Annotated in this window: 23 protein-coding genes; 10 read left to right on the top strand and 13 right to left on the bottom strand. The window is 61.6% G+C overall.

Translation table 11 applies throughout. The annotated features are described in order from the left end of the window. The first annotated feature begins 207 nt into the window (after positions 1-207). From KI237_RS00350 to KI237_RS00330, 5 genes are read left to right on the top strand one after another with little or no spacing between them, the layout of a single operon-like run. Positions 208-1,233 carry a DUF5924 family protein gene (locus KI237_RS00350; protein WP_212798324.1) on the top strand — a complete coding sequence of 342 codons (1,026 nt, stop codon included), beginning with the start codon at positions 208-210 and terminating at the stop codon, positions 1,231-1,233. Between the two features lie 52 nt (positions 1,234-1,285). Beyond that, entirely contained in the window at positions 1,286-2,434 is a 1,149-nt protein-coding gene (locus KI237_RS00345; RefSeq protein WP_212798323.1) for an ABC transporter permease, read from the top strand. Continuing rightward, the gene (locus KI237_RS00340; protein WP_212798322.1) at positions 2,431-3,234 is read left to right on the top strand and encodes an ABC transporter ATP-binding protein; all 804 of its coding nucleotides are present in this window, start codon (positions 2,431-2,433) and stop codon (positions 3,232-3,234) included. The genes KI237_RS00345 and KI237_RS00340 overlap by 4 nt, the downstream gene beginning before the upstream one ends. Position 3,235: 1 nt before the next feature. Continuing rightward, positions 3,236-4,174, top strand: a complete 939-nt coding sequence (locus KI237_RS00335; RefSeq protein ID WP_212798321.1) for an MlaD family protein — start codon at positions 3,236-3,238, stop codon at positions 4,172-4,174. After that, on the top strand, positions 4,171-4,806 hold the full coding sequence (locus tag KI237_RS00330; protein ID WP_212798320.1) for an ABC-type transport auxiliary lipoprotein family protein: 636 nt from the start codon (positions 4,171-4,173) through the stop codon (positions 4,804-4,806). The genes KI237_RS00335 and KI237_RS00330 overlap by 4 nt, the downstream gene beginning before the upstream one ends. Positions 4,807-4,826: 20 nt before the next feature. Here the strand turns inward: KI237_RS00330 and KI237_RS00325 are convergent, their stop codons facing one another. From KI237_RS00325 to KI237_RS00305, 5 genes are all read right to left on the bottom strand, one after another. Next, entirely contained in the window at positions 4,827-6,056 is a 1,230-nt protein-coding gene (locus KI237_RS00325) for a spore maturation protein (protein WP_212798319.1), read from the bottom strand. Between the two features lie 263 nt (positions 6,057-6,319). Continuing rightward, positions 6,320-7,651, bottom strand: coding sequence for a glutamate/aspartate:proton symporter GltP (gltP, locus tag KI237_RS00320; RefSeq protein ID WP_212798318.1), 1,332 nt, complete (start codon positions 7,649-7,651; stop codon positions 6,320-6,322). Positions 7,652-8,353: 702 nt separating this feature from the next. Then, positions 8,354-8,818 carry an inhibitor of vertebrate lysozyme family protein gene (locus tag KI237_RS00315; protein WP_212798317.1) on the bottom strand — a complete coding sequence of 155 codons (465 nt, stop codon included), beginning with the start codon at positions 8,816-8,818 and terminating at the stop codon, positions 8,354-8,356. Between the two features lie 2 nt (positions 8,819-8,820). Continuing rightward, complete coding sequence (locus KI237_RS00310) at positions 8,821-8,985, bottom strand: DUF1328 domain-containing protein (protein ID WP_003177151.1); 165 nt, start codon at positions 8,983-8,985, stop codon at positions 8,821-8,823. 80 nt (positions 8,986-9,065) lie between these two features. Then, positions 9,066-9,353 carry a hypothetical protein gene (locus KI237_RS00305; protein ID WP_212798316.1) on the bottom strand — a complete coding sequence of 96 codons (288 nt, stop codon included), beginning with the start codon at positions 9,351-9,353 and terminating at the stop codon, positions 9,066-9,068. A gap of 438 nt (positions 9,354-9,791) precedes the next feature. Here KI237_RS00305 and algB point away from each other — a divergent pair, with 438 nt between their 5' ends. Together algB and KI237_RS00295 are read left to right on the top strand one after the other, a co-directional pair. Further along, entirely contained in the window at positions 9,792-11,138 is a 1,347-nt protein-coding gene (gene algB / locus KI237_RS00300; RefSeq protein WP_212798315.1) for a sigma-54-dependent response regulator transcription factor AlgB, read from the top strand. 10 nt (positions 11,139-11,148) lie between these two features. Then, positions 11,149-12,939: an ATP-binding protein gene (locus tag KI237_RS00295; RefSeq protein ID WP_212798314.1), complete on the top strand. Its 1,791-nt coding sequence runs from the start codon at positions 11,149-11,151 to the stop codon at positions 12,937-12,939. Positions 12,940-12,958: 19 nt separating this feature from the next. Here KI237_RS00295 and KI237_RS00290 read toward each other — a convergent pair whose 3' ends face one another. The 7 genes from KI237_RS00290 to KI237_RS00260 all read right to left on the bottom strand — a co-directional run bounded on the left by KI237_RS00290 (position 12,959) and on the right by KI237_RS00260 (position 20,300). Further along, positions 12,959-14,572, bottom strand: coding sequence for an EAL domain-containing protein (locus KI237_RS00290; protein ID WP_212800526.1), 1,614 nt, complete (start codon positions 14,570-14,572; stop codon positions 12,959-12,961). A 75-nt stretch (positions 14,573-14,647) separates the two neighbouring features. Beyond that, the gene (locus KI237_RS00285) at positions 14,648-15,427 is read right to left on the bottom strand and encodes an N-acetylmuramoyl-L-alanine amidase (protein ID WP_212798313.1); all 780 of its coding nucleotides are present in this window, start codon (positions 15,425-15,427) and stop codon (positions 14,648-14,650) included. Positions 15,428-15,530: 103 nt separating this feature from the next. Then, the gene (locus tag KI237_RS00280) at positions 15,531-17,621 is read right to left on the bottom strand and encodes a GGDEF domain-containing protein (protein ID WP_212798312.1); all 2,091 of its coding nucleotides are present in this window, start codon (positions 17,619-17,621) and stop codon (positions 15,531-15,533) included. After that, positions 17,618-18,496: an endonuclease/exonuclease/phosphatase family protein gene (locus KI237_RS00275; RefSeq protein ID WP_003196237.1), complete on the bottom strand. Its 879-nt coding sequence runs from the start codon at positions 18,494-18,496 to the stop codon at positions 17,618-17,620. The genes KI237_RS00280 and KI237_RS00275 overlap by 4 nt, the downstream gene beginning before the upstream one ends. A gap of 15 nt (positions 18,497-18,511) precedes the next feature. Next, entirely contained in the window at positions 18,512-19,153 is a 642-nt protein-coding gene (locus KI237_RS00270; protein ID WP_212798311.1) for a thiol:disulfide interchange protein DsbA/DsbL, read from the bottom strand. Between the two features lie 198 nt (positions 19,154-19,351). Next, a complete protein-coding gene (locus tag KI237_RS00265; protein ID WP_212798310.1) occupies positions 19,352-19,963 on the bottom strand; it encodes a c-type cytochrome in 612 nt (203 codons plus the stop codon). 46 nt (positions 19,964-20,009) lie between these two features. Then, positions 20,010-20,300, bottom strand: a complete 291-nt coding sequence (locus KI237_RS00260) for a c-type cytochrome (protein ID WP_212798309.1) — start codon at positions 20,298-20,300, stop codon at positions 20,010-20,012. 191 nt (positions 20,301-20,491) lie between these two features. Between KI237_RS00260 and yihA the strand changes: the two genes are divergently transcribed. Beyond that, complete coding sequence (gene yihA / locus KI237_RS00255; RefSeq protein ID WP_212798308.1) at positions 20,492-21,133, top strand: ribosome biogenesis GTP-binding protein YihA/YsxC; 642 nt, start codon at positions 20,492-20,494, stop codon at positions 21,131-21,133. Between the two features lie 376 nt (positions 21,134-21,509). Here yihA and polA read toward each other — a convergent pair whose 3' ends face one another. Continuing rightward, a complete protein-coding gene (gene polA, locus KI237_RS00250) occupies positions 21,510-24,278 on the bottom strand; it encodes a DNA polymerase I (protein ID WP_212798307.1) in 2,769 nt (922 codons plus the stop codon). Positions 24,279-24,352: 74 nt separating this feature from the next. Here polA and KI237_RS00245 point away from each other — a divergent pair, with 74 nt between their 5' ends. Next, positions 24,353-24,640: a DUF2782 domain-containing protein gene (locus tag KI237_RS00245; protein WP_018602771.1), complete on the top strand. Its 288-nt coding sequence runs from the start codon at positions 24,353-24,355 to the stop codon at positions 24,638-24,640. Between the two features lie 59 nt (positions 24,641-24,699). Next, complete coding sequence (locus KI237_RS00240; protein WP_212798306.1) at positions 24,700-25,650, top strand: homoserine kinase; 951 nt, start codon at positions 24,700-24,702, stop codon at positions 25,648-25,650. Positions 25,651-25,652: the final 2 nt, after the last annotated feature.

Below are 25,652 nucleotides of genomic sequence, written 5' to 3'. Positions count from 1 at the left end.
CGCGATGGTGTTGCCCTTCAGTGGGCAAGGCTTGCCCGCGATGGGGGCGATGCGATCTTTACATCGAGACGCCGGTTTCGCGCGCAAGCTGTGCTCCCACAACCCAGCGGGGATAAATCCCCTCGCCACAAAAGCGCGCTCGTCACATCGATGCCCTGACGATACTCTGTCAGGGATATTTCCTACGACTTACTGTGAAACCACCGAATGCAAAACCTGACGCTCTACATCCAGCGCCTCCTCGAACTAATGAAGCGCTATCCAGGGGTCATTGCGCTCGGTGGTTTCATCTCCGGACTCGGCAGCTTCATGCTGGTGGACCGCCAGCAGGGCCTGGCGACCTGGATCGCCATCATGATGCTGGTGAGCTGGCTCTGGCTGATGGTCGAGAACAGCATGACCCGGCTGTTCACGCGGATTTTCAAACGGGAAATACCCCAGCCGCTGTTGCGCTACGCCACGCAGATGATTCACCAGGAAAGCCTGTTTTTTGTCCTGCCGTTTTTCTTCATTACCACCACCTGGAACAGCAGCCAGCTGATTTTCACCGGCCTGCTGACGATCGCGGCGCTGATCTCGATCACCGACCCGCTCTATTACAAATGGCTGGCACCGCGGCGCTGGGCGTTCCTGGCGTTGCACACGCTGACGCTGTTCGCCGCCCTGCTCACCGCGTTACCGGTCATCCTGCACCTGACCACCGACCAAAGTTTCAAGCTGGCGCTGGGCATTGCCATGCTGCTGTCGTTCCCGAGCCTGGCCTCGATCTTCCCGATCCGCACCGTGCGCAACGCCTTGGCAATCCTGTGCATCACCCTGGGGATTGGCGCCACTGGCTGGGTGCTGCGTTCCTGGGTGCCGCCGGCCACGCTGTGGATGACCGAAGTGGCGATCAGTACCCAAGTGGAGGACCGCACGCCGGGCGACAGTCTCAAAGAGGTCAGCGCCGACCAGATCCGTAGCAATGGCCTGTACGCCTACACCGCCATCAACGCGCCGCGCGGGCTCGACGAGCGGATTTATCACGTCTGGCAGTTCAACGGCAAAGAAGTCGACCGCATTGCCCTGGACATTCACGGCGGCCGCAAGGAAGGCTATCGCGCCTGGACCCACAAACAGAACTTCCCGCAAGACCCGACCGGCAAATGGCAGGTGCGGGTGCTGACGGAAAATGGCCAGATGATCGGTGTGCTGCGGTTCAATGTGAGCGCCGCCACCCCCGAGGCAAAATGACGGCGGTCGTGTTATTAGGTAGCGCTGTTCAAGTCGAACGAGCATGGAGCGTATGACCCCAGGATCCCCCATTGGCACTGCCCGACTGGATAAGTCCGGCCCTGCGGCGAAGCTATGGGTCAGCGGCGACTGGACGCTGGCTCATTACGCGCAGCTCAAGCGCTTGAGCGAATCCTTGCGCGGCCAATACGACGAAAACACCCTGATCGACCTCAATGGCCTCGGCACCCTCGACACCGCCGGGGCTTCGTTGCTGGTGGAACTGCTGGGTTCCGAACGGCTGGGCAGGACCGCCGAGCACCCTGATTGCAGCTTGCCGGCCGCCGAGCGAGCGCTGTTGCAGACGGTCTATCGCTCGCTGACGGACTTCTGTGTGCCGGTGAAAGAGCCCCAGGTCAGCGTGATGACACAGTTGCTGACGCGCATCGGTCGCGCTGTGGACAAAGTCTGGCAAGACACCCTGCAATTGCTGGGTTTTGTCGGCCTGATCCTGGAAACCCTGGCCCGCAACCTGTTTCACCCCCGGCGCTGGCGCATGACCCCGATGGTCGTCCACATCGAACAGACCGGCCTGGACGCGGCTCCCATCGTCGCCCTGCTGACGTTCCTGGTGGGCGCGGTGGTAGCGTTCCTCGGGGCGACCGTGCTGGCCGATTTCGGCGCCAGCATCTTTACCGTGGACCTGGTGGCGTTCTCGTTCCTGCGCGAATTCGGCGTGTTGCTCACGGCGATCCTCATGGCGGGCCGCACCGCCAGCGCGTTCACCGCGCAGATCGGCTCGATGAAGGCCAACGAAGAAATCGACGCGATCCGCACCCTGGGCCTCGATCCGGTCGAGTTGCTGGTGATTCCACGGGTGCTGGCGTTGTTGGTGGCGCTGCCGATGCTGACCTTCGTGGCCATGCTTTCCGGGATTATCGGTGGCGGCGTGGTCTGCGCGTTGTCGCTGGGTATTTCACCGGCCATGTTCCTGACGCTGTTGCAGTCGGACATTGGCGTGCAGCATTTCGTGGTGGGGATGGTCAAGGCGCCGATCTTTGCCTTCCTGATCGCTGCGGTGGGCTGCCTGGAGGGTTTCAAGGTCAGTGGCAGTGCCGAATCGGTCGGGGCCCACACCACGTCCAGCGTGGTGCAGTCGATTTTCGTGGTGATCGTGCTCGATGCCGTGGCCGCGTTGTTTTTCATGGAGATGAACTGGTGAGCCAACCCCCGCGACCGCCCACCGAGGCAGTGATTCAAGTGCGCGGCCTGTGCAATCGCTTTGGCCGCCAGAGCGTGCATGAAAACCTCGACCTTGATGTGTACAAGGGCGAGATTCTCGCCGTGGTCGGCGGCTCCGGCAGCGGCAAATCGGTGCTGCTGCGCAGCATCGTCGGCCTGAACCGGCCCAGCGAAGGTTCTGTGCGGGTGTTCGGCGAGGACTTGCCGAGCCTGCCCCCGGAACAACGTTCGCGGGTGGAGCGACGCTTTGGCGTGTTGTTCCAGAAAGGTGCGCTGTTTTCGTCACTGACCGTGACAGAAAACGTCGCCCTGCCACTGATCGAACACGCCGGGCTCAGCCGCGTCGACGCCGAGCACCTGGCGGCGGTGAAACTGGCCTTGGCCGGCCTGCCGTTATCGGCCGCCGACAAGTACCCCGCCTCGCTGTCCGGCGGCATGATCAAGCGCGCCGCCCTGGCCCGGGCGTTGGCCCTGGACCCGGACATCCTGTTTCTCGACGAACCCACCGCCGGCCTCGACCCCATCGGTGCGGCGGCGTTCGACCAGTTGATCCTGACGCTGCGCGATGCCCTGGGCTTGAGCGTGTTCCTGGTCACCCATGACCTGGACACCCTCTACACCATCACCGACCGGGTGGCGGTACTGGCGCAGAAAAAAGTGCTGGTGGCCGATGTCATCGACAAGGTGTCGGAAACCGACGACGCCTGGATTCACGAATACTTCCATGGCCCGCGCGGCCGCGCGGCGTTATCGGCCGCTACACAATCGAACGAGGTTTGACATGGAAACCCGAGCCCATCATGTGCTGATCGGCCTGTTCACCGTCATTGTGGTGGCCAGCGCCCTGCTGTTTGGCCTATGGCTGGCCAAGTCCAGCGTGGACAGCGAGTTCAAGGATTACGAAGTGGTGTTCAACGAGGCGGTCAGCGGATTGTCCCGGGGCAGTTCGGTGGAGTACAGCGGCATCAAGGTCGGCGACGTCGTCAACCTGCGCCTGGACCCGAACGACCCGCGCCGGGTGCTGGCGCGGGTGCGCTTGAGCGGTGAAACACCGATCAAGCAGGACACCCAGGCCAAGCTGGCACTGACCGGCATCACCGGCACCTCGATCATCCAGCTCAGCGGCGGTACGCCCCAGAGCCCGGCGCTGACCGGGCACAACGGTGAACCGCCGGTGATCATCGCCGCGCCCTCGCCCATCGCCCGCCTGCTCAACAACAGCGATGACTTGATGACCAGCATCAACCTGCTGCTGCACAACGCCAACGAGGTGTTTTCCTCGGACAACGTTCAGCGCCTGGGCAAGACCCTTGAGCATCTGGAGCAAACCACCGGGGTCATTGCCGAGCAGCGCGGCGACATTCGCCAGGCCATGCAGCAACTGGCGTCCATCGGCAAACAGGCCAGTGCCACGCTGGAGCAGACCACGGCGTTGATGCGCAACGCCAATGGCTTGCTCGACGACCAGGGCAAACAGGCGTTCGGCAGCGCCGGACAGGCCATGCAGTCCCTGGCTCGCAGCACCGCGACCCTCGACAAGCTGCTGAACGACAACCGCGATTCATTGAATAACGGCATGCAGGGCCTCAATGCCCTGGCGCCAGCCGTGCGTGAACTGCGCGAAACCCTGAGCGCCCTGCGGGGGATCTCCCGGCGCCTGGATGCCAACCCCAGCGGTTACTTGCTGGGCAATGACAAGGACAAGGAGTTCACGCCATGAAGCCGTCCAATCGACTCATCCGCCCTGCCCTGTTGCTGACAGGTTTTATCCTGCTGGCCGGTTGTTCGATCCTGCCCAAGAGCGAACCTGCGGACGTCTATCGCCTGCCCGCCACCCAGACCCCGGCATCTGCGGGCGCGGCGGTGAGCTGGTCGCTGCGCCTGGCCAGCCCCCAGGCCAGCGAGGTGCTCAACAGCCCGAAAATCGCGGTGATCCCCCAGGGCAATCTGTTCAGCAGTTACGCCGCTTCGCGCTGGAGCGACCCTGCCCCCGTGCTGTTGCGCAACCGCCTGCTCGATGGCTTCGCCCAGGATGGACGCGTCAGGTTGTTGAGCGTCGCCGACAGCAACCTGCAAGCAGACCTGGAGCTGGGCGGGCAATTGCAGGCGTTCCAGACCGAATACCAGGGCACTGCGGCCAACGTGGTGATTCGCCTGGACGCGCTGCTGGTGCGCGGGTTCGACCAGCGCATCCTGGCCAGTCGCCGTTTTGAAGTGCGCCAGCCGCTCAGCGATGTGAAAGTGCCGGCGGTGGTGGACGGCTTTGGCCGGGCCGGTGACCGGCTGACGGCCGAAGTGGTGGCCTGGACATTGGAGCAAGGCCAGCGTTTCGCAACGCCGACCCAACCCTAGGGGCCGCGGGGAGACTCAGGTCAACCGAAGAACCAGTAGCAAACGCTAATCGCCGCCACGACCCCGGCCAACTCCGCCAGCAGCGCGCAGCCCACGGCATGGCGCGCCCGCTGGATGCCCACGGCGCCGAAATAGACCGCCAGCACGTAGAACGTGGTCTCGGTGCTGCCCTGGATGGTCGCTGCCACCAAGGCCGGGAAGCTGTCGACGCCGGAGGTCTTCATGGTCTCGATCAGCATCGCCCGGGCGGCGCTGCCGGAGAACGGCTTGACCATGGCGGTCGGCAAGGCATCGACGAAGCGCGTGTCCCAGCCGGCCCACTGCACCAGGTGACGGATGCCGTCCAGGCCGAAATCCAGCGCCCCCGAAGCCCGCAGCACGCCCACCGCGCAGAGCATTGCTACCAGGTAGGGCAGCAACGTCTTGGCGACGTCGAAGCCCTCCTTGGCGCCTTCGACGAAGGCCTCATACACCTTGACCTTGCGCAGGGCACCCACCACCAGGAACACAATGATCAAGCCGAACAGCGTCAGGTTGCCGAGGATCGATGACAGTCCCGCCAGGGCCGTGGCCGAGAGCGTCGCCAGCAGTGCCATGAAACCGCCCAGCGCCAGTGCACCCGGAATCAGGTAAGCCAGCACCACCGGATCCCACAACCGCAGGCGCTGCATGAACGCCACCGACAGCAGCCCCACCAGGGTCGAGGCGCTGGTGGCGAGCAGGATCGGCAGGAACACCAGGGTCGGGTCCGGCGCGCCTTGCTGGGCGCGGTACATGAAGATCGTCACCGGCAGCAGCGTCAACGAGGAGGCGTTGAGCACCAGGAACAGGATCTGCGCATTGCTGGCGATGGTCGGGCTGGGGTTGAGGTCTTGCAGGGCGCGCATGGCCTTGAGGCCGATGGGGGTGGCCGCGTTGTCCAGCCCCAGGCCATTGGCGGCGAAGTTGAGGGTGATCAGGCCAATGGCCGGGTGGCCGGCAGGCACTTGCGGCATCAAGCGCAAGAACAGCGGGCCGAGGGCCTTGGCCAGCCAGTCGACGATGCCGGCCTTTTCAGCGATGCGCAGGAAGCCCAACCACAGGGTCAGGGTGCCGAACAACAGGACCATTACCTCCACCGACAGCTTGGCCATGGCGAAGATGCTTTCCACCATTGCGGCGAAGATCCCGGCGTTGCCGCCGATCAACCACTGCGCCAGCGCCGACACGGCAGCCACGATAAAGAAGCCAAGCCACAGGCCATTGAGCATCAGTTAAATCCCCCGGAAGATGCCGCGAATGATAGCGGGGCTGGCAGAAACGACAAACCCCGGATTGCTCCGGGGTTTGGTTGTTGCTTCAGGGGATCACAGAGATCCTTGTGGGAGCCGAGCTTGCTCGCGATGGCGGAGTGTCAGCCGACATCAATGCTGACTGATCCAACGCCATCGCGAGCAAGCTCGGCTCCCACAATGGTCGGGGTTGTTCAGGCACGTTGTTGCTGGCCCAAACACCCCCAATGGATCTTTGGTGATCAATGGCTGGAGGTTTCCCCCGCCGGCAGCGGCTCTTTGCTGCGCCAGTGCGGCAGGGAGTTCCAGTAGCGCTGGCCCTTGGCATCGTCGTACATGCCTTCCCAACGGGAGATGACCAGCACGGCCAGCGCGTTGCCGATGACGTTCAGCGCGGTACGGGCCATGTCCATGATGCGGTCGACACCGGCGATGAAGGCCAGGCCTTCCAGCGGAATGCCCACACTGCCCAAGGTGGCCAGCAGCACCACGAACGAAACGCCCGGCACACCGGCGATGCCTTTGGAGGTGACCATCAAGGTCAGCACCAGCAGCAATTGCTGGCTGATGGACAGGTCGATGCCGTAGAGCTGGGCAATGAAAATCGCCGCGATGCTCTGGTACAGGGTCGAACCGTCGAGGTTGAACGAATAACCGGTGGGCACCACGAAACTGCAGATGGCTTTCGGCGCGCCGTAGGCTTCCATCTTCTCGATCACGCGCGGCAGCACGGTTTCGGAACTGGCGGTGGAATAGGCCAGCACCAGCTCATCCTTGAAGATGCGCATCAGCTTGAGCACCGAGAAGCCGAACAGGCGGGCGATCAGGCCCAGCACCACGAAGGCGAAGAAGGCGATGGCGACGTAAACCAGGATCACCAGTTTCGCCAGCGGCAGCAGCGACGCGAAGCCGAAGTTGGCGACCGTTACCGCGATCAGGGCAAACACGCCGATCGGGGCGTAGTTCATGATCATGTGGGTGACCTTGAACATGCTTTCCGACACGCCCTGGAACATTTTCACCAGCGGTTCGCGCAGGTCCGATTGCAAGCTGGACAGGCCCAGGCCGAACAATACCGAGAAGAAAATGATCGGCAGCATCTCGCCACGGGCGACGGCGGCGAAGATATTGGATGGGATCAGGTTGAGAATGGTCTCGATGAACGCATGCTCATGCTGGACTTCCGCCGCCGTGGCCTGGTACTTGGAAATATCTACCGTGCCCAGGGTGCTCATGTCGATGCCGCTGCCCGGGTGGAAGAAGTTGGCCAACAGCAGGCCGACGACGATGGCGATGGTGGTGACGACTTCGAAGTAAAGGATGGTCTTGAGACCAATGCGCCCGAGCTTCTTGGCATCACCGACCCCGGCAATGCCGACGATCAACGAAGAAATCACGATCGGGATCACGATCATCTTGATCAGACGGATAAAGATATCGCCCGCCGGTTGCAGCACGTTGCTGATCCACCAGGCCTTCTCGGCACTGAAATGGTTGAGCAGCGCGCCCAATGCAATCCCGAGCACCAGACCGATGAGGATCTGCCAGGCGAGGCTTAGTCGTGCCTTCTTCATATCGTTACCCTTACTTCAGTTGGACTCGGACAGGGGCGCGAACGGATCGTCGATGACGAAAAACATTCGCGCCCCTGCCCCCGTATAAGGTCACCCCGAGCGCGTTAGCGGCTTACTGGCAGGCGAAAAAAGGCGCAACTATTGCGATGCAAGGGGGGCTCGTCTAATGCCGTAAACGCCTACCCTATGCCGAATCGGCATGAGATTTTTCAAACGAAACCCGCCTTCCAAGCGGTTCGGATACGACATTTATGCAGGCATAAGTGCCGTGAACCGGCCATTTCAGCGTGCTGGGCTTTCTCTCGCAAACGTGGGGAACCGATGAAACAGCAGCGAATCGGGACGCGGCCCAAGAGAGAAATTGCCCCGGCATTCTCCGATATACGGTTGGGGAAAGGGGAAAAAATCGGCGGGAGGAGACAAAATGCCGCATCGCTGAGCCAATTGCCGCGGTGAATCCACCCACCGCTCTGGCGCACGCATTGTGCGAACAAAAAGCTCTACGCAAGTCCGCCAAGCCGTGATGGCCTTGCGAACTTGCGTCGCAGCTTTTACCTGACCCGGCCCTTTCGCAGGCACTCCTTGTGCCCGTAGGTCACTCCGACCCTCATCGGTCAGAACGTCCCAGCCCCCTGGTCATGCACCGGCCCTCCTCGGGCTGTGCAGCAGAGAAAAGCAGGACTGCTTTTCCCATTTTCAGAATCAGTACCAGTTCGGATCTTTCTTGAGTTGTTCCATTAACAGTTTCTGCATACCTTCATCGGGCTTGCCGAGGAATCGGTAGTCGGCATGCCGCGTCGGGGACTTGTCGGCCGGCAGCCCGGCGGGGACCTCCACCAACATGGCATAGGCCTCGTCCTTGTCGAAACTGAAGGCGACGATCAGGCGCTTGCTGCGACACGTTGCCTGGGTTTCACACAGCGGTCCCACCAAATACTTGTCGCCATCTTCCTCGACAGCATTCATTTGCTCCGAATCGCCCGACAGGTTCATCACCCATTCGGGCAGGCGTTCTTCTTTTTTCACGACGTGCTGCCAGGTCTCGCGGTATTGCGGGTCGGCCTCCAGCAACTGGTTGACGCGCATCTGCCCATCATTGGCAGCCATTGCCATGGCACTGCCGCCCAGCAACAGGGCGGCGGCCAGTCCCTTGAGTGAAACGCTCATGGTCAGCCTCGGCCACGACGGCCAAAGAAGAAGGAAGCGATGAACATCACCAGAAACACGACAAAGAGAATCTTGGCGATGCCCGTGGCGGTGCCTGCGATACCACCGAAGCCCAGTACAGCGGCGATGATGGCAATGATCAGGAAGGTAATTGCCCAGCTCAACATGGTGATTCTCCTTACGCTTTTCTATTTAGTGAGGGTCTTGCGGTGATGGTTCCGGCGCAACGGACGACCGGTTCATCGGGTTAAAACACCCAGCGCTCTTCACGCGGCATGGCGGTCAATGGCTGAACCTGCTCGACATCCATCATGCGCATTGAAGCGGACGCTTCTTGAAGGCTACTGACGGCGCTGAAATGGGTTTGCGGGGCACGGTGAATCGACACCTGCGGCGCTTCGGGCTGTTGGCTTTCGTGCCAGAGCAACCATTGCTGGCCCGTTACGAGGGTGACCAGCAGCGCCAGGGCAGCCCATAGGCCCTGCTGGATGTGCAGGGGAGAGAGGCGCAATTGGGCGACACTTTGACGATTCATCCTGGAATTCCTCCCCACCCGAGTGCGGTGATCTGGTTGAGGCGCGCTAACGCCACGTTGACCAGAGCATTGCAGTCGGCGTGCCAGGATTTTTTACCAACTAAAAACCTTTAAAATCAATAAGTTAACAAATAAACGCAACGTGCCGGGAGCGCATCCTGCACGATGGCGCAGGCGCCAGTCGTGCGTATTGCACGAATCAGCAAGAAAAGACGTTAGATTGTTTTTGAATTGGCTGTCAGACACAGCTGACGGAATGGGCGATGAGAACCGTCCGAACCAGACGATTCATAAAAAAAGGAACTCAAATCAGTCTTTTAGGAGTCACACGTCCACAGGGCCATTCTCGGTGAGTAATATTCCCTCAGAATCGACCATGCAACTTGCCCGATTTTTCTGACACTAACCAACATCATTCATTAAAGGAGCGTAGGAAAAATGGAATCCGCCACTGAGCACCAAGGCCGCATTCTGCTGGTAGACGACGAGTCCGCCATCCTGCGTACATTCCGATACTGCCTGGAAGACGAAGGCTATAGCGTCGCCACTGCCAACAGCGCCGCCCAGGCCGACGCACTCCTGCAGCGCCAGGTGTTCGACCTGTGTTTTCTCGACCTGCGCCTGGGGGAGGACAACGGCCTGGATGTCCTGGCACAAATGCGTATCCAGGCGCCCTGGATGCGCGTGGTCATCGTCACCGCCCACTCGGCCGTCGATACCGCGGTCGATGCGATCCAGGCCGGGGCGGCCGACTATCTGGTCAAGCCTTGCAGCCCCGATCAATTGCGCCTGGCGACCGCCAAGCAATTGGAAGTACGCCAGCTGTCGGCAAGGCTCGAAGCCCTTGAAGGAGAGGTGCGCAAGCCCAAGGACGGCCTCGACTCCCACAGCCCGGCGATGAAAGTCGTCCTGGAAACCGCGCGCCAGGTCGCCAGTACCGATGCCAACATCCTGATCCTCGGCGAGTCCGGCACCGGTAAAGGCGAATTGGCCCGGGCTATCCATGGCTGGAGCAAGCGCGCGAAAAAGTCCTGCGTCACGATCAATTGCCCGTCGCTGACCGCTGAACTGATGGAAAGCGAATTGTTCGGCCATAGCCGTGGGGCTTTCACCGGGGCCAGCGAGAGTACGCTGGGCCGGGTCAACCAGGCCGACGGCGGTACGCTGTTTCTCGACGAGATCGGCGATTTTCCCCTGACATTGCAACCCAAGTTATTGCGTTTCATCCAGGACAAGGAATATGAGCGGGTAGGGGACCCAGTCACCCGGCGCGCCGACGTGCGGATTCTCGCCGCGACCAACCTCAACCTCGAAGACATGGTGCGCGACGGACGCTTTCGCGAAGACCTGCTGTATCGCCTGAACGTCATCACCCTGCACCTGCCGCCGTTGCGAGAGCGCGCCGAAGACATCCTGACCCTGGCCGACCGCTTCCTGGCCCGCTTCGTCAAGGAATACGCGCGCCCGGCCCGGGCCTTCAGCGACGAGGCGCGCGAAGCGCTGCTAGGCTATCGCTGGCCGGGCAACATCCGGGAACTGCGCAACGTGGTCGAGCGCGCCAGCATCATCTGCCCTCAGGAAAAAGTCGAAATCAGTCACTTGGGCATGGCCGAGCAACCGGTCAACAATGCGCCGCGCATCGGCGCAGCACTGAGCCTCGACGAATTGGAAAAAGCCCACATCGGCGCGGTGCTGGCCACGGCCGACACCCTCGACCAGGCGGCCAAGACCCTGGGTATCGATGCCTCCACGCTGTATCGCAAACGCAAGCAGTACAACTTGTGAGCGGCACCTTATGAAACTGGCGATGAAGCTGCGCACACGACTGTTTCTCAGTATCTCGGCCCTGATCACCGTAGCCTTGCTGGGACTGGTGCTTGGCTTGGTCAGCGTGATGCAGATGGCCAACACCCAGGAACAATCGGTACGCGACAACTTCGTCCTGCTGGACCTGGGCCTCAAGCTGCGCCAGACCCTCGGCGATCAGTTGATGATCATGCTCGACGACAAGCCCGATCTGGCCGCGCTGGAGACCTCCAAGCGGCAATACCTGGCGTTGATCGACGAAGGCATCGCCCACGAACGAGCGCTGGACGATGCGGCAGTCAGCTTCAGCAGGGCCAAGGCCGACTACGTTGATTTTTTTGAAGCCTTCACCGCGTCTCGCCAGCAGCCGAGCCAGCTCACGAACATCAAGGACCTCACCGAAAAATTCAACGTGCTGCGCAACGGGTTGATCGAGGGCTATCGCCAGGCCCTGACCAACATCAGTGAAACCCAGGACCGCACCCGTGAACGCGCGATGTGGATTTCCGGACTGCTGGGGTTGGTGGGGTTTGCGGTGCTGATCATCGGGTTTATCACGGCCCATGGCATTGCCCGACGTTTCGGCGCGCCGATCGAGGCACTGGCCGCAGCGGCGGACGACATCGGCCAAGGCAATTTCGAGATTACGCTACCCGTTTCCTCGGCCGCTGAGTTGAATCTCCTGACCCGTCGCTTCGGGGTCATGGCCGAGGCCTTGCGTGAGCATCAGGCCACCAACGTCGATGAGCTGCTCGCCGGCCAGCAACGTTTGCAAGCGGTGCTCGACAGCATCGACGACGGCTTGCTGATGATCGACCGCCAAGGTCAACTGGAGCACCTCAACCCGGTGGCCCAGCGTCAATTGGGCTGGGATGAGGAGCGCCTGGGCCAAGGACTGGGCGAGGCGCTGGGACGCCTTGAACTGGATGAAGAATTGCACCTGGTCCTGCGCGGTAGAAGCCTGGAGCGCGCGCCGCAAGACCTGAGCATCGAAGTGGATGGCGAGTCGCGGCTGCTCACCTACAGCCTCACCCCGGTCAGTCATACCCAAGGCCACATTCTCGGCGCGGTCATGGTGCTGCATGACGTGACCGAACAACGCGCCTTCGAACGGGTGCGCAGCGAGTTCGTCTTGCGCGCCTCCCATGAGCTGCGCACGCCCGTGACGGGCATGCACATGGCCTTCGGCCTGTTACGGGAGCGCCTTCATTTTCCAGAGGAGTCGCGCGAGGCCGACCTGCTCAACACCGTCACCGAAGAAATGCAGCGACTGATGCAGCTCATCAATGACCTGCTGAACTTCTCTCGCTACCAGAACGGCCTGCAGAAGCTGACCCTGGCACCTTGTTCCATCGACGAGCTCTTGGAAGCGGCCCGGCTGCGGTTTGCCGAGCAGGCTAAAACCAAGGGTATCGAGCTGCTCGTGGCGATCCAGGGCCCGCTCCCGCGACTGCATGCCGACGCTGCGCAACTGGATCGCGTGCTCGATAACCTGATCGATAACGCCCTGCGCCACACCGCCGAAAACGGCCAGATCCGCTTGCAAGCCCGGCGTCACGGTGAGCGGGTGATCATCAGTGTCGAAGACAACGGTGAAGGCATTGCCTACGGCCAGCAGGGACGGATCTTCGAACCTTTCGTCCAGGTCGGACGCAAGAAGGGTGGTGCTGGCCTCGGCCTGGCGCTGTGCAAGGAGATCGTCCAGCTCCACGGCGGGCGCATGGGCGTTTATTCAAGGCCGGGGCAGGGCACACAGTTCTACATGGCGCTGGCGGTCTGAGCTCATGGCCTGAGGAGACTCAGGCCTCGTCATCTAGGCGGCGGCCACGCAGGCGTCGGCCACGGGTAATCAGTTCGATGAGCTGCACCGCGCTGAGGGCATGGGCGAACAACCAGCCCTGGCCGAACCTCACCCCTTCGCTGCTCAAATAGGAAGCCTGGGCTTCATGCTCGATGCCTTCGGCGATCACCTTGAGTTGCAACGCATGGGCCATGCGAATGATATGCGGGGCCACGCCGCTGCTGGCGGCATCGTGGCCCAAGGCGTCGATAAAGGCCTTGTCGATTTTCAAGCAGTCCACCGGCAGGGTTTGCAGGTAGGCCAGGCTGCAATAACCAGTACCGAAATCGTCGATCAACACCTGATGCCCGACGTCGCGCAGCGATTGCAGGTTATCCCGGGCGACCAACACATCGACCAACCCACGCTCGGTCACTTCGAAGGCAATCTGGTGCGCCGACACGCGATGCAGCGCCAACAGGCGGGCGATCACCTCACCAATACGCGGCACCATCACATCGCAGGCCGCCAGATTCACCGAGATATACAGCTGCGGATTGGCCCGCAACAGCTGGCCCAATTGATCGAACAGCCGCTGCAGCACGAAATCGGTGATCTGGCGGATCTGCCCGGTGTTCTCGGCCATCGGGATAAACAGGTCCGGGCTGGTCAGGGTGCCGTCCGGTCGTCGCCAGCGCAGCAAGGCCTCAGCCCCGACGCAGTTGCGACTGCTCAGGTCGAAAATCGGCTGGTAAAGCACCTGCAATTCACCACGCCGGATGGCCCCATGCAGTTCGGCGTCCATGGACTGGCGCTGGCGCGCCAGCAGAAACACCTGGAAACCAATCCCCAAGCCCAGCATCAGGCTGATGGGCAGCATCCACCAGGCATTGGTCGGAACCTGAAAACCGTTGCGCTGGGCGATCAGCACCAGTTGATAGACCGGGCTGTCGGTCGGCATTCGATAGATCAGCCGGTTCTGTGTCACTTGCAAGGCACTGTGGCTTTTCGGTGGCCAAGGCTCGACCGGCGGCCAGTGCTGGTCCGTCCCGAGCACGGGAATGGCCCGTTTACCGTTATCCAGGACGACCAGCAGGCTGCTGCCCGGTGGTAAATCGACCACATCGGTCAAATGCCCGCGGGACGTGGCCACCCGAAAGTTGCCGCGCCCCAGCATCAAGGCCGCGCGGTCTTCGTCGGGCTCTGTGGTGGTGTTGAGCCAGTAATTGTAGGTCGGCCCGCGGATATCGGGCGGGCGGGTCACTGGCAATCCGCTCTGGCGTGGACGATTGGAGCAGACGCCGCTGCCATCGATATACTCCGCCTCATAGACAAAGCGGTAGTTGAAGCTGACCTGTCGCAATGTGGCGATCATGTCGTCGTCGCATCCGCGCAACGGCTGGTTTTGCAGGTCATCGAGGCTTTCACGCAGTTGCCCGAACAGCTGTTCCAGGCGCTGCAGAAAGCGCTCGCCCTGGGCATTCATCTGGTCGCTTTCACGCTGCTGGATCTGCTGCACGACCACGAGCAGACTCCCCGCCAGCAACAGGACAGTACTTAGGGCAGTTGCCACCATCGCCAGGAAAGCGGGGCGATGGAGCCAGCTGTGTAGGGTTTCGCGGGCAGCCGTCATCATGGGTAATCCGAAAGTTACCAATGAGTTATAGCTTCTGATTTGGATTTGGCCCGATTCGTCAGACGGGCGTCATTATTTTGTCTGGTTGAGCACCTGCAGGATCGCCGCGCTTTGCGCATCCGGCGTGCCATCGAAGCGGGTCGGTCGGTAGTGCATCTGGAAGGCGGCCAGCACATGGTGGGTGGCGACGTCCCACTCACCGGTCTGCGGCGTCGGGTAGCCCAGGCGGGCCAGCTCGGCCTGGAACCAACTGGCAGGCGGCAGCTGTGGCGCGAAGACGGCCTGCTGGCGGGCCACGGCCTGTTCGTCCGGCCAGACCCCCAAGCCGGCTTGCGCCAGGCGCTTCCAAGGGAACAGCGGGCCCGGATCGAGTTTGCGCAGGGGCGCGATGTCGCTGTGGCCGATGATGCTGCGCGGGTTGATCCCGTTGCGCTGGATGATGTCCTTGAGCAATACGATCAAGGCCTGGACCTGGGCTTCGCTGTAGGGGTACCAGAGGCGCCCGGTGGGCGTGTCGACATAACCCGGATTGACGATTTCGATGCCGATGGAACTGGAATTGAGCCAGGTCCGGCCTTCCCATTCACTTTCCCCGGCGTGCCAGGCGCGTCGGCTTTCATCCACCAGTTTGTAGAGGGTCGCGTCTTTATCGTCGCCGATCAGGTAATGGGAACTGACTTCGCCATGAGTCAGCAGGGCCAGTGAGCGCTCCAGGGAAGCCGAGGTGTAATGCACCACCACGAATTGGATACGGTTGTCATGGTTGACGGATGGATGGCTGGTGTCGAATCGCGGGCCGCTGGTGCAGCCGGCCAGGATAAATAAAGAAACAATGAGCGAGAAAAATTTCATGGTGGAAGGCAATACGTACTGGAGGTAATGCAACAGTGTAACGTATCGCCTCGCGATGATCCGGTGCGCGCGGCGATATTAAACAAATTGGAACAATTAGCCCTTAGCCTAATTCCACATGGTTGCGCCCGGAATTTTTTGCCCGATAAAGCGCCTGATCGGCTCTTTTAAGCACCAAATCGCTGTGTTCGCCTGGTTTGAAGGCGGTCAGGCCAATGGATACCGTCACCGTCACCGGCTCGCCTTTGAAATGAAACGGACAGGCTTCGATGGCCAGGCGCAGCGCCTCGGCCAGCTTGGCGCCGGCCGTCAGGGAGGTATTGGGCACCAGCAGCACAAACTCCTCGCCACCAAAACGCGCAATGAAATCGCCGCCACGCAGGCGTTTGCGCAGGACCGAGGCGATGAGTTTCAACACCCGGTCACCGGCCAGATGGCCATAGTTGTCATTGATGCGCTTGAAATGATCGAGATCGAGCATAGCCAGCAGCAAGCTGTTGCCGTGTTGTTGCCACTGGGCGACTTCATGCTCCAGGCGCTCGGACCAGGCGGCGCGGTTGGGCAGGCCGGTGAGCGGATCGATCAGGGCTTTTTGCCGCTGTTCCTCGAGATTCTCCCGCACGACCTGGGCATCCTGCTCCATCAGCGCAACGCGATCGGCCAGGCTTTTCAGGCGAGCCGAGACCTCCTGCTCGCGTTGATCGCGTTGCTGGCGGTGGTGGTCCATGGTGCCGAGCAAGCCTTCGAGGTGATTCTCGAGCACCTGCTTGAGGCTTTCCAGGTCATCGGCTTCCTTCACGCTGCTTTGCAGGCCGTCCACCTTCTCACGAATCTGGGTGTCCATTTCCCTGGAGGCGGACAGGTTTTCGGCGTGGTCTTCACTGGCGGCCTGCAGACTGCTCTGGAATGACTCGAGCCGATCATTGAGGCGCTGCAGGTACGCTTCGAATTCATGCTGGCCGGAGTCCGTGATGGCCAGCATCAGCACGGCCAGATCATCGAGGATCGGCAACAATTCGTACCAGTTCAAGCCATTTCGCAGACGCTCACACATGGCTTCGGCTTGTGGTCGATGACGCTCGGGCAAGGTCAGGTCGCCCAAGAGGCCCAACAGCGTGTCTTCGATATGCTTGGCGACCGAGCTGTAGGACGGCTCCGGCGAGTCGGGCAGGGCGTATTGGGCGTCAGCCACATCGACGGCCGCCAGGGGCTCATCGAGCTCCGCGGGCGGCGGCGAGGGGACGGGCAGGGCCTGGCTAGGCTCCTGGGGCATCAGCTCGTCGGGATTCTCGAGTGTGGGCGCCGCACTCGGAGGTTCTTCGGCGACCGGCGACGGCAGCGGCTCGGGCTCGGTTGCTTCGTCGTCCGCTTCACTGGCGGGCTGAACCACTTCGGCCGCAGGTGTTGGAGCGGGCGCTGGAGCGATCTGGATCTGCGGCGCAGTCAGGGCAACCGCTTCGGGCGCCGCCTCCAACGCTGGCGCTTGCTCTGCCACCGATGGCTGCGGTGCTGGTGCTGGTGCTGGTGCTGGTGCTGGTGCTGGTGCTGGTGCTGGTGCTGCGGATTCTGCGGTCGTTGCCGGCGCCACGGCTACAGGCAGGGCCGTTTCTGACGCAGGCGCCACGCTGGCCTGGTTTGGCTCGTGGGGTTGGGGCGTCGCGTCCTCATGGCCTTGGCCACCAAACAGCCGTTGCAGCAGGCTAGGGCGACTCGGTTCGACAGGGGCATCCAAGGCATTGAGTGCCTTGCCTTGCAAACCGCTCAATTCGCTGAGCAGCAGCGGAATCTCCCGAGCCTGGCCGGCCCGATCCTCCAGTTGCTTGGCAAACTTCTTCAGCGCCCGGCTGACTTCCTTGGGCAGCGGCAGGCTCTGCAACTGGGCAACCAGGGCGATCAACGCGGTGCTCGTTTGCTCGACCCGGGTTTCGCGGCGTTGCTCGGAATCGAGCACGGCTTTTTCCAGGCGCGGCAGCAGGGCAGCGAGGCCAGCATCCATGTCATCGGTGCGCACCACCTCGCGCATCTCTTTCATGCATTGATCGACAGCCCGGTCAGTGCCCTCGGCGGCCAGGGTGCTGCGCACCAGGCCACGCCGCAGCAAGTCGAGCCGAGCCTCCCAGCGGCGCTCGAGCTTTTCCTGCTGTTCGATACTCTTGAGGTATTTCTCTCTCCAGCGTTCGGCGTCGTCGCTCATTCATCGGATCCGCGAGGGGCAGGACTCAGCGCGGGGAATGCATCGGCCGTGAGCGAACCTGGCAAACGAATTTCTACCGCGACCGGCAGGTGATCGGAAATGGGTTGGGCCAGCACCTCGACGCGTTCGAGGGTCAGGGTCGGGCTCAACAGGATATGGTCCAGGCAGCGCTGGGGGCGCCAGCTGGGAAATGTCGCTTCCAGTTGTGGCGCAAGCAGACCGAGATCGCGCAGGGGCGACGTCTGCAGCAAATCGGTGGCATGGGTGTTCATGTCGCCCATCAACACCTGGTGCTTGTAGCCGCCGATCAGCTCGCGAATGTATGCCAGCTGCATCGTCCGGGTACGCGCCCCGAGCGCCAGGTGCATCATGACCACGACCAGCGCCTCGGGACCTTCGCCGAAACGCGCGAGGATCGCCCCGCGGCCCTTGGGTCCGGGCAACGGATGGTCTTCGATCGCCCACGGGCGCAAGCGACTCAACACACCATTGCTGTGCTGGCCGAGGCGTCCGAGGTTGCGATTGAGTTGCTGGTACCAGTAGGGAAAGGCACCCAATTGGGCCAGGTGTTCCACCTGGTTGACGTAGCCCGAGCGCAAGCTTCCGCCATCGGCTTCTTGCAGGGCAACCAGGTCGAAATCCTTGAGCAGGTCGCCGATTTTCTGCAGGTTACCGGCACGCCCGGTGTGCGGCAGCAAATGTTGCCAGCCGCGAGTCAGGTAATGCCGGTAGCGCTCGGTGCTGATGCCCACCTGGATATTGAAGCTGAGCAGCCGCAAGCGGCTGTCGCCAGGCAGGCCCGTGGACATGACGTGATGCTCGTTGACCCGCGGTTCATGCAGGCCAACGATGCGTTCGGTGCTCCAGCGGGCCATGGGCGTGGGCCGCGCTTAGTTGGCAGCAGCCTTGTTGGCCGCCCGCTCTTTGGCGACCAGCTGGTCGGCCAGTTGCAGCGCTTGTTCGGCACCGCCGGCAGAGCCGATGTCAAAGCGATACTTGCCGTTGACGATCATGGTCGGTACACCAGTGATCTCGTATTTCTTCGCCAGCTCCCGGGCCTTCTTGATCTGGCCCTGGATGGCAAAGGAGTCGAACGTGGCGAGGAACTTGTCCTTGTCGACGCCCTGGGTGGCGAGGAAATCGGCCATGTCTTCTTTCTTGACCAGCTTCTTGCCTTCTTTCTGGATCGCGTTGAATACCGCGGCGTGAACCTGGTGCTCGACGCCCATGGCTTCAAGGGTCAGGAACATCTGGCCGTGGGCGTCCCATGGGCCGCCGAACATGGCGGGGATGCGCACGAAATTAACGTCCGAAGGCAGTTTCTCGACCCATGGGTTGATCACCGGTTCAAAAGCGTAGCAATGCGGGCAGCCGTACCAGAACAGCTCCACGACTTCGATCTTGCCAGGCACCGCCACCGCAACAGGGTTGGTCAATTCGACATAGGGTGCGGCGGGCTTTTCAGCCGCTTGGGCAGTGACGCCGAACAGGCTGGCGGCGACGAACGCGGCGCTGATGATCAGATTACGCATGCTTTACTCCTGGACAATGAGGGGGCCTCGCGAGACCTGTTTCTAAGACAGGCCGTGGCGGGTTCAAGTTCTCTAGTGTAACGGCAGCGGCCACAAAAAAGGGCGGCCAAAGCCACCCTTTTGATGCTTGCATCGACAGATTAATCGAGCGTTAACGTTGCAAGGGATGTACGCCCCTCGCAACGCCAGCCAAAGGCCTCAGTGCAGGCCCTGGATATAGCTGGATACCGCGGCGATATCTTCGTCGCTCAGCTTTTTGGCGATGCTCTGCATCGGTTTGCTGTCGCCGTCGTTGGTCCGGCCGCCTTCTTCTTTGCGGAAGTCGGTCAACTGTTTGCCGACGTACTGGGCATGCTGGCCGCCCAAGTGTGGGAAGCCGGCTGCAGCGTTGCCTTTGCCGTCAGGCGAGTGGCAGCCTGTGCAGGCTGGAAGCCCTTTGTCCAGGTTGCCACCGCGAAAGAGCGCTTCACCACGGGCCACGAGCTTCGGATCGGCGGCGCCGACACTGCCTTTCTGGCTGGCGAAGTAGGCTGCGATGTCCGCCAGGTCCTGATCGCTCAGGTTGGTCAGCAGGCCGGTCATCTCCAGCACCGTGCGCTTGCCGGACTTGATGTCGTGCAGTTGCTTGTTCAGGTAACGCTCGCCCTGGCCCGCCAGTTTCGGAAAGTTGGGCGCCATGCTATTGCCATCCGGGCCGTGGCAGGCCCCGCATACGGCCGCTTTCGCCTGACCGGCAGCGGCATCGCCAGCGGCGTGGGCTACGCCGGATATCCCCAAGGTCAACAGCAGACTCACGATCAGTTTGTTCATCAGCTAATCCAACTACGGCTAAGGGTTAAAGAGTTATGGACCGGGTTCACTCGCTCATCCACTGGATGATGGCTCGGTAATCCTCGGCACTGCAGTCCATGCACAAACCACGCGGCGGCATCGCCTTGAAACCCTGGGTCACGTGTTGCACCAGCGTCTCCATACCTTTCGCCAACCTCGGCGTCCAAGCTACCTGATCGCCCTTGCGGGGCGCCAGGGGGAGTTGGCCGGAATGACAGGCACCACAAACACGGTTGTACACAGCTTCCGGATCCTGTGTAGCCTGAGCGCTGTAAAGCGGCATCAAGACACCGGCAGCTAGCAGCCATTTCGTCATAAAACGACCTTTTCAGGGTTGGGAACGAGCTGCGTTCTAATGCGCAATTTCGGTCGGTCGCTCCCGTGAGCTTCATCCTACGCTGGGACAAAGCGCACACAAAATCTGCGGCATTATATACTGGCGTCACTGAAACGGAAACGACACAGCTTGCCGCGTCCATTCCCGACGCCGCCCACATCGGAAATCCCATGCAACTGAAGAACCCCATCCTTGGCCTGTGCCAACAGTCCACCTTCATGCTCAGCGCCGCCAAAGTCGATCAATGCCCTGACGATGAAGGCTTTGAAGTGGCTTTTGCCGGGCGTTCCAATGCCGGCAAATCCAGCGCGCTGAACACCTTGACCCATGCAAGCCTGGCACGCACCTCGAAAACCCCGGGTCGCACACAGCTCTTGAACTTCTTCAAGCTAGACGATGAACGGCGTTTGGTCGACCTGCCCGGCTACGGTTACGCCAAGGTACCGATCCCGCTCAAGCAACACTGGCAGCGTCACTTGGAAGCCTACCTGGGCAGCCGCGAGAGTTTGAAAGGCCTGATCCTGATGATGGACATTCGCCATCCGATGACCGACTTCGACCTGTTGATGCTCGATTGGGCCGTCGCCAGCGGCATGCCGATGCACATCCTGTTGACCAAGGCCGACAAGCTCACCTACGGCGCGGCCAAAAATACCCTGCTCAAAGTGCAGTCGGACATTCGCAAAGGCTGGGGCGAGGCGATCACCATCCAACTGTTCTCGGCGCCCAAGCGCATGGGCCTGGAAGAAGCCTACACGGTGCTGGCCGACTGGATGGAATTGGCGGACAAGGGCAGCGAAGAGGCGGAATAAGCCAAATCGCAGGCAAAAAAAACCCCGGACTTCTTATGGGGAGGGGGAAGTTCGGGGTCCAAGTTCCGGACCGCTAGGGCGGGGTCCAGATATCTGCCAACACTTAACACAACATAGGAGCATTGAAGGGCTTCACCAGCCATTCAAAATCTCTGAGTGGCAATTCAGGGGTTTAGTTCAGATTATTTTTGGAAATATCCGTAGGCGTTTTCCGAACCAAAAGAAGCCCTACCTCGACTGACGAGTTTAATGTGGCGAGGGAGCTTGCTCCCGCTGGGTGGCGCAGCCGCCCCAAAAATTTTTGTGAGCGCTTCGCACTCAAGCGGGAGCAAGCTCCCTCGCCACGGGTCTCTCGCAGGCTTCAGGGCACTGCGACTCAGTGCGCCTCATCCCAATTGTTGCCCACGCCCACTTCCACCAGCAGTGGCACGTCCAGCGTGGCGGCGGCGCTCATGTGCTGGCGGATTTCCTCGCGCACCTGGTCGACCAGGTCTTCACGCACTTCCAGTACCAGTTCGTCGTGTACCTGCAGGATGACCTTGGCATCCAGCCCGGACGTCGTCAGCCAGCGGTCCACAGCCACCATGGCTTTCTTGATGATGTCGGCCGCCGTGCCTTGCATCGGCGCGTTGATGGCGGTGCGCTCGGCACCTTTGCGCAGGGCCGGGTTTTTCGCGTTGATGTCCGGCAGGTACAGCCGGCGACCGAAAATAGTTTCGACAAAACCTTGCTCGGCCGCCTGGGCGCGGGTGCGTTCCATGTACGCCAGCACACCCGGGTAGCGGGCGAAGTAGCGGTCGATGTAAGCCTGGGACTGCTTGCGGTCGACGCCGATCTGCTTGGCCAGGCCGAACGCGCTCATGCCGTAGATCAAGCCGAAGTTGATCGCCTTGGCACTGCGGCGCTGGTCCTGGGTGACCGCCTCCAGCTCAACGCCGAAAACCTCGGCCGCCGTGGCCCGGTGCACATCCAGATCATTGCGAAAGGCATGGAGCAGCCCTTCATCCTTGGCCAGGTGCGCCATGATCCGCAGTTCAATCTGCGAGTAGTCCGCCGCCAGCAGCTTGTAGCCTTTCGGTGCGACGAACGCCTGGCGGATGCGTCGGCCTTCGGCCGTGCGGATCGGAATGTTCTGCAGGTTCGGGTCGATGGACGACAGGCGCCCGGTCGCGGCGACGGCCTGTTGGTAATTGGTGTGGACGCGGCCGGTGCGGCTATTGATCTGTTCCGGCAGGCGATCGGTGTAGGTGCTCTTGAGCTTGCTCAGCGAGCGGTACTGCATCAGCACCTTGGGCAGCGGGTAATCCTGCTCCGCCAATTCGGCGAGCACCGCTTCGGCGGTGGACGCCTGGCCCTTGGCGGTTTTGCTGAGCACCGGCAAGCCAAGTTTTTCGTACAGGATCACGCCCAATTGCTTCGGCGAACCCAGGTTGAATTCCTCGCCGGCGATGGCAAACGCCTCACGCTCCAGCGCCACCAGTTTCTCGCCCAACTCGACACTTTGTACGCCCAGCAGGTTGGCATCGACCAGCGCACCCTGGCGCTCGATGCGCGCCAGGACCGGCATCAACGGCATTTCAATGTCGTTGAGCACCGTGCCCAGGCTTGGCGTGGCGGCCAGCTTTTCCTGCAAGGCCTGGTGCAGGCGGAAGGTCACGTCGGCGTCTTCGGCGGCGTAAGGGCCGGCCAGTTCCAGGGAGATCTGGTCAAAAGTCAGCTGTTTGACGCCTTTGCCTGCGATGTCCTGGAAATCGGTCTTGCTTTGGCCCAGGTACTTGAGCGCCAGGCTGTCCATGTCGTGGCGGGTCGCGGTGGAGTCCAGCACATAGGATTCAAGCATGGTGTCGAAGGCGATGCCCTGGACCAGGATGCCATTGCCCTGATCGCCACCGATGGCGCAGTTGGCCAGGATGTTGGTTTCGAACTTGGCGTGCTGGCCGACCTTGAGCTTGTTCGGGTTTTCCAGCAGGGGCTTGAGGGCCTTGAGCACCGTGTCGCGGTCCAGTTGCTCCGGCACGCCCATGTAGGAATGGGTCAGCGGGATGTAGGCCGCCTCGAAAGGGGCCACGGCGAACGACAAGCCCACCAGTTGTGAGTGCTGGGCATCGCCGCCATTGGTTTCGGTGACGAAGGAAAACAGCGGCGCTTTATCGAGCTTGGCTAACCAGGCATCGAAATTCGCCTGATCAAGGATGACCTCATATTTAGCCTCGGTGGCACCCGGCTGTTCTTCGGCAACTTCGACGATCTCCTGGCCGGCACGCTTGGCGTCCCGCTGGTTGTCTTCGAACCAGCTCTTGAATTCCAGCAGGGTGTACAGCTCGGCGAGCTTCTCGTGATCCGGCGGGCCCATTTGCAGGTCGTCAAGGCCAATATCCAAAGGCACGTCGACCTTGATCGTCGCCAGCTCGTAGGAAAGGAACGCCATTTCCTTGTGCTCTTCAAGCTTGGCGGCCAGGGTCTTGGCGCCACGGATCGGCAGGGTGGCGACGATGTCCAGTTGCGCGTACAGCTCGGTCAGGCCGCCATTGACGCCCACCAACAGGCCAGACGCGGTTTTCGGCCCGATACCGGGAACGCCCGGGATGTTGTCGGACGAATCGCCCATCAACGCCAGGTAATCGATGATCTGCTCGGGAGCGACGCCAAACTTCTCCTTCACGCCAGCCACGTCCAGGGCGCTACCGGTCATGGTATTGACCAAGGTAATGTGCCCGTCGACCAACTGCGCCATGTCCTTGTCGCCGGTGGAGATCACCACAGGGCGGTTAGCCGCCGCGCTGCGGCGGGCCAGGGTGCCGATCACGTCATCGGCCTCGACGTTGTCCACACACAGCAGCGGGAAGCCCAGGGCCTTGACGCTGGCATGCAGCGGCTCGATCTGCACGCGCATGTCGTCGGGCATGCTCGGGCGGTTGGCCTTGTATTCGGCGTACAGCGCATCGCGAAACGTCCCTCCCTTGGCGTCGAACACCACGGCGAACGGACTGTCCGGATACTGCTTGCGCAGGCTCTTGAGCATGTTCAACACGCCCTTGACCGCACCGGTCGGCAGGCCTTTGGACGTGGTCAGCGGTGGCAGCGCATGAAAGGCGCGGTACAGATAAGAAGAACCGTCCACCAGGACGAGGGGGGCTTGGCTCATGAGCAGGATCAACCTTTTCGGCGGGTCCGGGGCTAGAATAGCGGGACCGTTGACGACAAAGGGACAAGGTTATCATGCGCACACTCAATCGCCTGTTACTGGCTGGCTTGTTTGCAATCACCCCGTTGGCCGTCATGGCGGCGGATGACGCACCCTCGGCAGACCCGGACGTCACCATCCGGACCGAAGGAGATAAAACCATTCAGGAGTATCGGCAAAACGGCTTCTTGTACGCGATCAAGGTCACGCCCAAGAATGGCAAGCCTTATTTCCTGGTGCGCGCTGACGGTACCGATGCAAACTTCATCCGCTCGGATCAGCCGGATATGCTGATTCCATCGTGGAAAATCTTTGAGTGGTAATGCCGCTCTGCACTTCAACCGGCGCCCGCTGAAGGGCGCCCGTACTGGCAGTTTTAACCATGTCTGTGTTCACGCCCCTGGCTCGGCCCGAGCTGGAAACCTTTCTCGCCCCTTATGGGCTTGGCCGCCTGCTTGATTTCCAGGGGATCGCCGCCGGCAGCGAAAACACCAATTTCTTTATCAGCCTGGAACAGGGCGAATTCGTCCTGACCCTGGTCGAGCGCGGCCCGGTGCAGGAAATGCCGTTCTTCATCGAACTGCTGGACGTGCTGCATGACGCCGACCTGCCGGTGCCTTACGCCTTGCGCACCACCGACGGCGTCGCGCTGCGGGAACTGGCGGGCAAGCCGGCGCTGCTGCAACCGCGCCTGGCCGGCAAGCACATCAAGCAGGCCAACGCCCAGCATTGCGCCCAGGTTGGCGAGTTGCTGGCGCATCTGCACTTGGCGACCCAAGGCAACATGATCAAGCGCAAGACCGATCGCGGCCTGGACTGGATGCAGGAGGAGGGCGCCAAGCTGCTCTCGCACCTCGACGCCGCGCCGCGCCGGTTGCTGGAAGCGGCGCTGGATGAAATCGTTCTGCAAAAGGTCGGCATCCTGGCGCTGCCGCGCGCCAACATCCATGCCGATCTGTTTCGCGACAACGCGATGTTCGAAGGCACGCACCTGACCGGGCTGATCGACTTCTACAACGCCTGCTCCGGGCCGATGCTGTATGACGTGGCCATTGCCTTGAACGACTGGTGCTCGGACGACGACGGCGTGCTCGATGGCGCGCGGGCGCGGGCGTTGTTGGGGGCCTATGCGGCGCTGCGACCGTTCACTGCCGCCGAAGCCGAGTTATGGCCAACCATGCTGCGCGTGGCGTGCGTGCGGTTCTGGCTGTCGCGGTTGATCGCCGCTGAATCCTTTGCCGGACAGGATGTGTTGATTCACGATCCGATGGAATTCCAGCAGCGCTTGGCGCAGCGGCAGAAGGTCAGCGCGTTGTTGCCGTTCGCCCTTTAAAC

It is taken from the genome of Pseudomonas sp. St316 (assembly GCF_018325905.1).
Classification (GTDB): Bacteria; Pseudomonadota; Gammaproteobacteria; order Pseudomonadales; family Pseudomonadaceae; genus Aquipseudomonas.
Note: the sequence above shows the minus strand (reverse complement) of the source record. Positions and strands in the feature narration are given on the sequence as shown.